Origin of the sequence: Mastigocoleus testarum BC008 (genome assembly GCF_001456025.1) — a bacterium.
In the GTDB taxonomy this organism is placed as follows: domain Bacteria; phylum Cyanobacteriota; class Cyanobacteriia; order Cyanobacteriales; family Nostocaceae; genus Mastigocoleus; species Mastigocoleus testarum.
The window spans coordinates 108,692-120,432 of sequence record NZ_LMTZ01000083.1 but is presented as its reverse complement, the minus strand read 5'-3'; the positions used below and the strand labels follow the sequence as shown (position 1 = coordinate 120,432).

At 37.2% G+C, this 11,741-nt stretch carries 11 protein-coding genes; 5 read left to right on the top strand and 6 right to left on the bottom strand.

Annotated features, from left to right (window positions below):
• Window positions 1–31 precede the first annotated feature (31 nt).
• Window positions 32–2,338: an ATP-binding protein gene (locus BC008_RS13250; RefSeq protein ID WP_058183531.1), complete on the top strand. Its 2,307-nt coding sequence runs from the start codon at window positions 32–34 to the stop codon at window positions 2,336–2,338.
• A gap of 166 nt (window positions 2,339–2,504) precedes the next feature.
• Window positions 2,505–3,617 carry a hybrid sensor histidine kinase/response regulator gene (locus tag BC008_RS13245; protein ID WP_027842670.1) on the top strand — a complete coding sequence of 371 codons (1,113 nt, stop codon included), beginning with the start codon at window positions 2,505–2,507 and terminating at the stop codon, window positions 3,615–3,617.
• A gap of 160 nt (window positions 3,618–3,777) precedes the next feature.
• Here the strand turns inward: BC008_RS13245 and BC008_RS13240 are convergent, their stop codons facing one another.
• The 5 genes from BC008_RS13240 to BC008_RS13225 form a co-directional block, all read right to left on the bottom strand.
• Window positions 3,778–4,032: a hypothetical protein gene (locus BC008_RS13240; RefSeq protein ID WP_027842669.1), complete on the bottom strand. Its 255-nt coding sequence runs from the start codon at window positions 4,030–4,032 to the stop codon at window positions 3,778–3,780.
• A gap of 42 nt (window positions 4,033–4,074) precedes the next feature.
• Window positions 4,075–4,341 carry a hypothetical protein gene (locus BC008_RS13235; RefSeq protein WP_027842668.1) on the bottom strand — a complete coding sequence of 89 codons (267 nt, stop codon included), beginning with the start codon at window positions 4,339–4,341 and terminating at the stop codon, window positions 4,075–4,077.
• Window positions 4,342–4,396: 55 nt separating this feature from the next.
• A complete protein-coding gene (locus tag BC008_RS13230; protein WP_058183532.1) occupies window positions 4,397–4,801 on the bottom strand; it encodes a hypothetical protein in 405 nt (134 codons plus the stop codon).
• Window positions 4,802–5,133: 332 nt separating this feature from the next.
• Complete coding sequence (locus BC008_RS52075; protein WP_268768216.1) at window positions 5,134–5,256, bottom strand: hypothetical protein; 123 nt, start codon at window positions 5,254–5,256, stop codon at window positions 5,134–5,136.
• Window positions 5,257–5,287: 31 nt separating this feature from the next.
• Complete coding sequence (locus BC008_RS13225) at window positions 5,288–5,635, bottom strand: hypothetical protein (RefSeq protein WP_058183533.1); 348 nt, start codon at window positions 5,633–5,635, stop codon at window positions 5,288–5,290.
• Between the two features lie 1,279 nt (window positions 5,636–6,914).
• Here BC008_RS13225 and BC008_RS49450 point away from each other — a divergent pair.
• Window positions 6,915–7,070, top strand: a complete 156-nt coding sequence (locus BC008_RS49450) for a hypothetical protein (RefSeq protein WP_161938104.1) — start codon at window positions 6,915–6,917, stop codon at window positions 7,068–7,070.
• 102 nt (window positions 7,071–7,172) lie between these two features.
• Here the strand turns inward: BC008_RS49450 and BC008_RS13220 are convergent, their stop codons facing one another.
• Window positions 7,173–9,230: an elongation factor G gene (locus BC008_RS13220; protein WP_027842667.1), complete on the bottom strand. Its 2,058-nt coding sequence runs from the start codon at window positions 9,228–9,230 to the stop codon at window positions 7,173–7,175.
• Between the two features lie 333 nt (window positions 9,231–9,563).
• Here BC008_RS13220 and BC008_RS13215 point away from each other — a divergent pair, with 333 nt between their 5' ends.
• Window positions 9,564–10,595: a tetratricopeptide repeat protein gene (locus tag BC008_RS13215; RefSeq protein ID WP_027842666.1), complete on the top strand. Its 1,032-nt coding sequence runs from the start codon at window positions 9,564–9,566 to the stop codon at window positions 10,593–10,595.
• Between the two features lie 141 nt (window positions 10,596–10,736).
• Complete coding sequence (locus tag BC008_RS13210) at window positions 10,737–11,276, top strand: phosphate-starvation-inducible PsiE family protein (RefSeq protein WP_027842665.1); 540 nt, start codon at window positions 10,737–10,739, stop codon at window positions 11,274–11,276.
• Window positions 11,277–11,741: the final 465 nt, after the last annotated feature.

Genomic DNA, 11,741 nt, shown 5'->3' with positions numbered 1-11,741 from the left:
TGGAAAAGCAACTTCTAGTAGGTAATTGGATATGAAAATTAAAAACAAGATTATCTACGGTTACGCACTTGCTTTGGGAATAGCTGTCTTGGGAACAGGAACGGGATTATTCGTAGGTAACTATTATCAACAACAAGCATTACGAGAACGACAAAATGCTTCTCAGCAAAGAAAGCTTCTGAGTACATTGGAAGTCGATATTTTATATAATCGTCCAACTAAGCAACTGGTACCCCATCTAAAAAAACCTCAAGCTTTTCATCGGGAAGGTATGAAGCTTATTCAACGAATTGATAAAATTCAGAACACCTTGGCTATCTACAATCAATTCGGAAAATCTTCTACTCTAAAAGGTTTACAACCACTACTTGATGATTATGCAATAACTGTTGAAAAGTTTGCACAGCAATTACGATATTTTGTTCCCAAGGTTAATACCTTATTACTTGCTTCACCAAATAATAGCCAAAAAGCAGAAAAAAATGTCTTAAATTTGGTAAAAAGTAAGGAATTTACAGATTTTATTGAATTTCCCGATCGATTAACAGAGTTTTATGAATTAGCGGAAAAACAGGAAAATACTGCTGAAATTAGTTTGCTAAAAGCTGAAGCAATTCGTACTCAAATTATTATTGCAGGTTTGAGCATCTCAATTGCGATCGCTATTTTCCTTGCCTTACATATTAGTAGAACGATAGCTCAACCAATTCAAACTTTAAATAAAATCGCCTTACAAGTCACAAGAGAAGCTAACTTTGATCTGCAAGCACCCATTGAGACCAAAGATGAAGTTGGATTATTAGCTTCTTCCTTTAATCAACTGATTCATTGTGTCAACCAACTTTTACAGGAACAGCAAATCTATACCAAAAAACTCGAACAAGCAAAAGAGAGCGCCGATGAAGCTAATCAAGCTAAGAGCGAATTTTTAGCTAATATGAGTCACGAGCTTCGTACTCCCCTCAATGGTATTTTAGGTTATGCACAAATTCTTCGTCGTTCTAAAGCAGTAAAAGAAAAAGAACGTCATGGCGTTCAAATAATTTATCAATGTGGCTCCCATTTGCTGACATTAATTAATGATATTTTAGATTTATCCAAAATCGAAGCTCGCAAACTAGACCTTGAACTCAAACAAATTCACCTTCCCTCTTTCTTGCAAGGAGTTGTGGAAATTTTTCGCGTGCGCTCTGATAAAAAAGGTATTGAATTTATTTACCAACCCGATGATAACTTGCCCACAAGTATCTTAGGAGACGAAAAACGACTGCGCCAGGTATTAATAAATCTTTTAAGCAACGCCATCAAATTTACTACGAAAGGTAGTGTAACATTTACAGTTGAGCTTGTGGATAGATGTGCAGGAGAAACACAACAACCTATCGCCTCGATTCGGTTTCAAGTGGAAGATACGGGAATTGGTATAGCTCCTTATGAACTAGAACAAATCTTTCAGCCTTTTGAGCAAGTCGGCGATAAAAAACGTCGTGCAGAGGGTACAGGTTTAGGTTTGGCGATTAGTCAAAGAATCATTGAACTAATGAATAGCAAAATTCAAGTTCAGAGTGAATTAGGTGTAGGTAGTAATTTTAACTTTGAAGTGGGCTTAGCAATTTTTCATGACTGGGAACAACAGATTTCAGTAAGCAATGGGCTACAAATTATTGGTTATGAAGGTCCACCTTACCATCTTTTAATTGTTGATGACCGATGGGAGAATCGCTCAGTGTTGGTGGAGTTACTAAAACCCCTTGGCTTTGAGGTTACCGAAGCAGAAAACGGTCAAGAAGCATTAATGAAAGCTAGACGACAACGTTTTGATTTAATACTAACTGACATTATGATGCCGGTAATGAATGGCTTTGAAATGCTAAAACATTTACGCAGTGAAGATAGTATTAAAGATTTAACTGTCATTATCTCATCAGCATCGGTCTCAGATATGGATAGACAGATGAGCTTAGATGCAGGTGGTAATGATTTTCTACCCAAACCAATCCATACAGAGGATTTATTGACCCTGCTGTCTCAACACTTACGGTTGAATTGGATACATAGTAAAGATGAGAGATATTATACTGCTATTTTCAGTAAAGATGATGATGAGCTAATTGTACCTCCCTCTGAAGATTTACAAATATTATTAGAGTTAGCACAAGATGGTTTGCTATTGAAGCTAGGGAAAATGGTTGACCAAATAGGTCAAAAGAGCGAACGCTATTTACCTTTTACTGAGAAAGTTTCGGAGCTAGCAAAGGAATTTGAAGCAGATAAAATCGAGATACTTATTCAAAAATATCTTTCCCTTGAAAAACCTTTAAATTCTCTCAAATCATGAACACAGAATTGATAGGGCTTATCTAGTTGCTATTAATTGCAAGTATCTATTTTATGTACCTAAATCTTATATAAAAGTTTTGTTCATATATTTTTTATAGGTTTTGTCCGTAAATACTATTTAAAAATACAAGTTAAATACTTTTAGTAATTCAGGATTATAACTCATGGAAAAACCATCTATTTTAGTTATTGACGATGAACCTGATAATTTTGATGTTATCGAAACCCTCTTGAGTGTCAGTATTGATAATGACAAAGCCTCTTTGATAAGTAATCAAGGCTACGATCTAAATTATGCTGCCAGCGGACAAGAAGCGATTGCATCTTTAGACACATTCCAGCCCGATCTGATTTTATTGGATGTAATGATGCCAGGTATGGATGGTATTGAAGTTTGCCAAAGAATAAAAACGATGTCTAAATGGCAAGCAACTCCCATAATTATGGTTACTGCTCTGACTGCTAAAGCAGACTTAGCTCACTGCTTAAAATCGGGTGCAGATGACTTCATTAGTAAACCAGTAAATCCTCTTGAACTACGTGCTAGAGTTCAGTCCATGTTAAGGATTAAACAACAGCATGACGAACTGCAAAACTTACTTAAATTTCGAGAAGATATGGCGAACATGATGGTCCACGATCTACGAAGTCCGCTTACTTCTATTTTATTTGGTTTGGAACTTCTCAAAAATCCACTATATCCTCAGGAACAACATAAGTATCAAATAAATCAAATTCATTCTTCGGCGCGAGCATTGCAAGCATTAATTGATGATTTGCTCAAAGTTGCTCTGTTAGAATCGGGTAAAATTTGTTTAAAGCGTAAAAAAGTTAATATCTATAATCTCGTACAGTCTGCTATTTCAAATTTTAAAGCGATCGCATCTCAAAAAAATCAGTTACTAGTTAGTCAATTGCTAGATAAATCTAATCAGGAAGTCTCTGTTGATTTTGCTATGATGCATCGAACATTAGATAATCTTCTATCAAATGCTATTAAGTTTTCTCCACACAACAGCAAAATTGTAGTGAATGTGGAATTCCCTAATTCTAACAATTGCAGAATTCAGGTTATTGACTCTGGACCAGGTGTTCCTGATGGTTTATCCCAAAAGATTTTTGATAAATATGAGGTCGGTAATTTAATGTCAGGTGTTTCTCAAATAGGATTGGGTTTAGCCTTTTGTAAAATGGTTGTTGAAGCCCATGGAGGTAATATTTGTGTAAAAAACAATCAACCACAAGGAGCTATTTTTGAAATTAGTTTAGCGGCATAGTAGCATTGACTACCATATAAATGGATTAACTTGATATTGATTAAACCTGCTAACGTGTTTATGCTTAACTCATTAACAGGTTTATGGGATGAGTTTTTTAATTTTAGAGTTGTCTGATGCACTAGAAATTTATTTGAGAATTTTCGTCTTCTGGATTAGCTTAACCAATTGCTTTAAGCTCAGATACAACAAATACGTATCTCTTACCAGTTTCAACTCCCTCTACTAATTTGAAACTACCAACAACAGAAACATTTGCATCTTCATTAAATTTATCTTCTAGATTGTTTGTTTTCAGATCTAGTTCGATAGTCGATTCTAAGCCATATCCTGTTGTCTCTCCACCTATTGCGAACAATCTGACTAGGTTTCCTGATAATTTCACTTCTTCTGCAGACATTTTAAATTTTCCCATTTTCTTAGTCTCCTTTTATGTGAATATTTCTAAGGGTATTCATTAAACACTTAAGCGTCTTGGTCCGGGCTCAAACAGATTAGCAACTTTAAAAGATGCTGCACCAATTTCCTTGAGAGAGAAAACAATATCAACGCTGTGTGGAACAACTCGACAAAAATCGGGTTTCACACGGACGAAGGTAACGATTGGAGGAGATGATTCTTGGAGTTGGATTTTGAAGTCGCTTTTGTCGGTGCAACCAGTACTAGTCACTGTAATAGTTGCAGTAGTGTCGGTGAGAACAAGTCCATGTAGAGTTTCAGTCATTTGATTTTCTCCTTAGTAAAAAAGATAGAGCCTGTTGTTGAAAAAAATCCTGGTATCAGGATTCGACTTTTTGAGCAGTTCCATAAAGAAAGATTGATTGATACTGCTGTAGTTGTCCTGTGGTGTTAGTAGGAATAAAACCTGGACGCTGAGATAGGATTGCCAAGGTTGTAATACTACTTGTCAAAGATTTTTCGGGTAAGTTAATCGTTGGTAGTAATAGGGTCAAACTTTCAAAACCTTCATCTGCTAAATTACTTTTTAGTGTGACTGTAACACTCTGACCGAGGTTAGTCTCCTCGCTTCGAATCTCCTCTCCTTTGAAGGAAAGAGTTTTATCGTTTTGAGAATAGGTTAATAGTGGGACTCCAGCAATACTAGTTGCAGAATAGCTGATTTTTGTATTGTAGCCAGTCAGTTCAAAGAGGTTGGGTTGTAAGATATTGTTTTGCTGATTCATGACGGTTCTCCGTCGTTAACGGAGTTTAGAGTATATTTAGCAACACATTTAGCACCTGTAGCGCAGATACAGCGTATTCTTTTTCACGCTGTCTCTATCGGATAGTTTGATTTTTTGTTTGTCCAGTTTAGAAACGAATCGAGAAAAACTAGGGAAGTTAAGAAAGTTAAAAGTTAAGAAAATGGAAATCTTATAGCGCTACGCGCAAGTAAAAAGTAAAAAGTCAGTCTAAGGCTATCACCTCGCTCCGCTAACGTAGCGTGTCCGTAGGACATAAGCCTAATACGTATGGATTTTAGGGTTAATATATGTCCTAACGTAACTTCGTAGTGCTATGCTGCCATAATTTCTGTTCGATAAATAATCCCCACACCACAGATAAATAAAAAGGTTTGGTAAAAAGGTTCACCAAACCAATATTGTTGATATTGCGGCCAAATGCTTGGGTCACTCATTCATAGTTGTTGGTAGTTTGAACTTAGGCAGTTAAGATCGAGAACGGTGTTGGTCTGTCGGTTCTAACTGCTCAAATTTTTTGTTGATTTCCAACTCTTGAGCGCTACAAATAGCTTCTAAATCTATTACTCGTTCCTGTATTGTTCGAAACTTATTGGTTAATTCGTCAATTTCTCCTTTCTGCCGACTTCCACTACGCCAAGCTACTACCGTAGATATGCTAGCCCCTAAAATAACAAATATTGGCAGTATGATAGCGTCGTCTGTCATGTCTATCATCGGAATGCAAACAGCCATCATTGCTGTTGCACAGCCCCAAATAATAGCAACGGTAGCAATTAAGGCGCTATTTCCTCCTGATTGACGTTTCAGATTCATGATGTAAATTATTTTTGTTTTATTTATTATTGTAAAAATTTTATCTGAGACTTACGTCAAGGGGTCAATAACTTTTTTCTCTGATTTACTGTCCTTTGAATCTATTACAGTATTTCATAATGTCGCAGCTTGAAAAATTTGCTCGACAGTTAAATGGCGAATTCTTCAAATGTTAGTGTTTTAGGTAATGTTTGGGTCATGGGTAAGAGTGTTTTTTAATAATTCTAGAATCTTTCATAGCTGGAAACTTATAATATTGGGCTGAAATTTACAATTCCAGGTGGGATAAAGGTTATCAGAATTAACTTGTGTTTTGGCTTTTGTTAAAGATGTTGGTAGTGACAAGCTTTACTCATGAGGGCTTGGGTAAATACATGACAAGTAAAAATTAAATTGCCCAAGCTCCTCCAATTATGCATCATCCATTAGCTCGTCAGTACCAGCTATCGCTTCAGGAAAGGAATTATTCCTTCTAAATTCCTTCATCTATTCCTATCTGATATGTGTGATATATTTATACTGGCAGCATTTTTGCTTTGCCAAAAATATCGAGGAGCAAACTCTCAGGATTGATTGAATTTCATCAACCCTAATTTTTGCTATTCAAATGAAAATGTCCGGTTTCCCGGACTAATCAACGTAAAAAAAATTGAAACTAAAAATGAAGCGAGATAAATTAATTATTCTCTTGCTGGTTATTGCTTTGTCCCCTATTGGCATTGCTCTTATTAATCCCAGCACGAATACTAGGTTATTGAAAATAGAAATCTTGAAACTTGTAAATGTCTACTATGAAGAAGGAGTGTGAAAATAAACATTTAAGGAGGAGTTTAACTTTAAACACTTTTTATCACAACTGTGTATCTGGTGGATGTCCACCACGCAACTTCATTAGACTATATAAGTATAGTCCAATGTATTAACAATCGTCAACAAATATACCTTGCATATGTTCAATAAGGTTAGGTTAGGTAATGCCCACATTGTTGGAGAATAAGGATTTTAGCTCTTATTTCTCTCAATAATTTTGTTATGAAATTTTGAAGTTGTGGCAACCATTTGTGCTTATAAATAATAGCAATGACGAAAATTGAATGATTCTGATAACTTGCAGCAATGTCATTTAGCCCAAATTTCCACCTTGAAATAAATTTCCAGGCTCATAGACTAAGTACGTTAAAACGCACTAAAACCCTTGCATAGTCTGATTTATCAGACTTTATTTATTAGCCTGGGATTTTAATCCAAGGCGGTTATTGAGAATGCTACAAGATATCGCATGATTTGGACTTTAAGGATAAAAGTTCCTCAAGCGGCTATTGGGGCGCTTCTAGCTTATGCAATGGGTGCTGGTACTGTTTACGCTGTAAGCAACAATTCCCAGAGACAAGAATCATTGCAAAGTCAAAAAATTGAGCAGATTATCTGTACTTAGGGAGAATCCCACGGCTGACAACCGTGGGAAGCATCAATCAAATCAGCAATGTGAATTGAATTCGTAATCTCAAATTAATCCAAATCTTTTCGTAATCTCAGATTACTTCCCATTACCATTACTATTACCGTTACCATCACCATTCATCGCCAAAACTCGGTCAGCTAACTTGTCAGGAACCTCTTGTAAATGGTCGTATTCCCAACTGAAAGAACCAACACCTAAAGTTTGCGATCGCAACTCGACGATAAAGTCTTGCATTTCGGCTTTGGGTAAATAAGCAGTAATGCTATCCCAACCTTGCCAATTTCCTACAGCTTCGTAACCCAAGATTTGTCCCCGTCTTCCACTTAATAGTTGGAGAACTTTTGAGGTAAATTCACTGGGAGTATTTACTTTAACTTGCAGAACCGGTTCAAGGAGGGTTGGCTTACATTTCGGCATTCCGGTTTGCATCGCGGCTCGCGCAGCTTGTTTAAATGCTTGTTCGGAACTATCTACACTGTGGTAAGAACCATTGGTGAGAGTTACCGCAACATCAACAACAGGAAAACCTAAAGGTCCATTGCTCAGGAATTCCCGTACACCTGTTTCCACTCCGGGAATATATTGTTTGGGAACTACACCACCAACGATAGTTTGTTTAAAATTAAAACCTTCGCCACGGGGGAGAGGTTTGATATCTAAATAGACATCGCCAAACTGTCCGTGACCGCCACTTTGGTGTTTGTAGCGACCGTGAATAGAATCAACGGGTTTGCGGATCGTTTCTTTGTAAGCAACTTGGGGCATATGTGTAGACATCGGTAAGTTATACTTACGCCGCAAACGGTCTAACGCAACTTGCAAATGAATTTCGCCCTGTCCCCAAAGAATAACTTCGTGGGTGTCGCCATGTTGTTCCCAAGCTAAAGATGGATCTTCTTCTAATAATTTACCGATCGCACTACTGAGTTTAACTTCATCTTTACGATGTTCGGGAGCGATCGCCAAAGCGTAAACAGGTCTAAGAGATTCAGCCTTGGGTAGTTCTTTTACAGATTCTTTATCAATAGATAGAGTATCGCCAGTGTAGATATTATCCAAGCGACTCAGAGCAACAATTTCTCCCGCTTCAGCTTTTCTGAGTAGCTTTTGTTGTTGTCCAGTGAGGCGATAAATTCCGCCAGCCCGAACGCCATTTAAAACCATCCCATCAGTTAAAGTTCCTCGCCAAACTCTAACTAAAGAAATTTTTCCACCTTGGGGAGTGTAGTAAGTTTTTAATACTTGGGCTATGGGAGTATTAACATTTTGCCCAAGTTGGCGACGTTGCGCAGTAGTTTCAGGTTCTGGGGCTTCTTGGATCAACGCTTCCAGTAGCGGGCGTACCCCATAATCCTGTTCTGCAACCCCGAAGAAAACCGGTACAACTAGATCTGCTCCTAATTCTAGTTTTAAGTCTTTAAGGATTTCCTCTTGGGGTGGTTCAATATCTTCTAAAAGTTTTTCAAGTAAATGGTCATCAAAATCTGCTAAGGCTTCTAACATATCTTCCCTAGCAGCGCGTTCTTCTGCTTTAAGTTCTTCCGGTAACGGGATCTGTTGTGCAGGTGCGCCGGAATGATATAAATACGCTTGTTCACTAACTAAATCTATAAAACCAGTCAGCGCCTCACCTTGCATAATTGGGTATTGATGGGGAACAAGGGGACGACTAGAAACTGTTTTGAGGGCGTTTAATACTTCAATAACATGATTATTTGCCCGATCCATTTTATTTACGAAGATAATATGGGGAATTTCCCAATCATCTAAGAATTTAAATAGGGGGGCTAAAGTCAGAACTCGGTCATTAGCGGGCTCGCAAACAACTATTGCAGCGTCAACTCCTATTAAAGCATTGTAGGTTTCTTGGGCAAACTCTACATTTCCCGGACAGTCAATAAAGGTAAAATTAGTGTCTTCATACTTGGTGCTAGCAGCGCTTACTTCTACGCTCATATTGCGAGCACGTGCTTCTGTGGAGCTATCTCCTACTGTATTACCTTCTTTACAGCTGCCTTTGCGGGAAATTGCTCCTGTAACAAATAGCAAACTTTCCAACAAGGTGGTTTTGCCACTTAAATAGGGACCGACAATTGCTACGTTACGCGAACCCGATTTGACTTTTTCTTGCATAAAACCTCCTTGGCGCATCACGCACAAACATTGGTTTTACCCCATCTATAATTTCAGGGATAAAATACTTTTGTTTGAGAACGATCTCGCTGTCATTTCTGAGATTATCTCGCTTTAATCTGAGATTATCTTGTTTTTTATCATTGCAGGTCAAAATCGTATTTTCTTGTAAGATTTACTGCAATCCCGGTTAAGTATTACAAATATTTTTATATAAAAATGAAGTTAGGGAATATTTTCGGCTGTATCAAAATCTAAGTATAGATAAATCAAAATTAAACTAAAACAAAACACACACCAAACTAAAACAATAACTATTGAGTCTAAACAACTATGCGATTACTACTTCATAAATATGAGTTTTATACTCGCTCTAGTTTTATCTTGTTCGGTGGTTTAATATCATTGGCAGCAGCTTTATATCCTAGTACTGCAATTTCTGCTTCTTTGCTGCAAACCTCAAATCTTAATCGCAATGCTGTTATCAAACCAAAAAATTTAGAAATATTAGAAATATCATTAGAAACAAGAAAAAAAATCGAGAAGCAAATCATAGCACAATATGTTGGAAGAAGTGCAGAAGATTTTCTCAACGAAGGGTTACAATTAATCCAAACACAACAGGTTCCACAAGCTATTCAGGCTTTTCGTAAAGCAACAGAACTCAACCCAGATTTAGCCCCAGCCCAATACAACTTAGGATTAGCATTGCGACAGTCAGGACAATTACAACCTGCAGCTACAGCCTTTTACAATGCGATCCAAGCAGATCCAAAATTTACTCTAGCCTATGCTAATTTGGGAGGAGCTTTATTGGAAGGAGGAAATTTTACTCAAGCAAATAGTTTCTTACAAAAGGCATTAGAACTAAATCCCAAAGAAGGTATTGCTCACTACAACTTAGGATTGTTATACAAACAACAAAGGGATTGTAAGCGTGCTATTTCAGCTTTTAGAAAGGCAATGAAGTATAGTAAAAAAGCTCCGGAGCCTGCATATCATACCGGTTTATGTTATCTACAACAGGGCAGAAAAAAAAGGGCAAGAAATTATTTCCGTCGGGCAATTAAAATCAATCCTCAGTATGCAGAAGCCCACTACAGTATGGGAAGTATGCTGTTTGACCAAGGTAAATTAGAAGATGCTTTAAAAGCATTTAGAAAATCGGCGGAAGCTAATAATAATTATGCTGATGCTTATTACGGAGCGGGGATGGTATTTATACGATTAAACCAATACCCCCAAGCTGCACAAGTGTTGCGATACGCAAGAGATTTATATGCAACGAACGGAAATAATCAATGGGCTCAGCGAGCAGGACAATTACTGGAACAAATACAAACTAATAACTCTCAACGCCGCTAATGGGTAATTATAATACTGTGAAAATCAAATAGATCGCGGCAAAATAAAGACATAATTAAATGTTTTGATTAGGGATATGGAGGAGGCTGGTGTGTTTCTTGATTTCATACAATGCATTTCCTTTTGTAACTGGTACCCTTCATGAAAAAGCGCAAGAAAAGTCGATTCATGTTTTGCGATCGCTGGATTGACAGAAATTGGATTGTTGGTAGTATGGAAACCTTTCAGGATTTAATTGTGATGGTTTTATGCGGCAGCATGTTTGCCGTGATGCTATTGCAATTGTGGGGGATTTTTCGTGCTTTATCCCAACCTCTTAATTACAAACAGGTGACGGCTCAAATCCTATTTATTCTGATTTTGGTGGAATTATTCCGACTACTTGTAGTTTATTTGCAAGAACACAGTATCGCGGTGGGGGTAGCAGTAGAAATTGCAATAGTTTCTTTGCTTAGGGAAGTTGTTGTACATGGAGCACTGGATATATCTTGGGTTCAAGCGTTATCAATCTCCGGTTTATTGTTTGTCTTGGGTGCATTACTCGTGGTATGTGCCAAAATACCACATATGGACTGTATGAGTGCTCAAACTAGGTTTTGTCCTTCTTTCCCACCGGAATCTGGTTCATCCCAACACAGAAATTCAGAATTACAGAAATCCAATCGCGAAGCTCTTAGGTAACAAAATAGAGTTTCGTTAAATGTGGGGGAAATTTTCCCCACTTTTTTGTCGAGTTATCAGTTATCAGTTATCAGTTATCAGTTAATGCGCTTGTAAACTTATACCAATTCAATAAATCATTGCAACAGATTACTCCGTAGAGACGCGTTAGCTGCTAACGCACACGCAATACTTACGGTAGACTTTGCTAGGCGCTAACGTTTATGGCTAACAAGTTTAACCAATAAATTACTCATTACTCATTACTCATTACTCATCACTCATTACTCATTACTCATTACTCATTACTTGTTACTCATTACTCATTACTTGTTACTCATTACTCATTACTCATTACTCATTACTTGTTACTCATTACTTGTTACTCATTACTCATTACTCATTACTCATTACTTGTTACTCATTACTCATTACTCATTACTTGTTACTCATTACTCATTACTCATTACTCATTACTTGTTACTC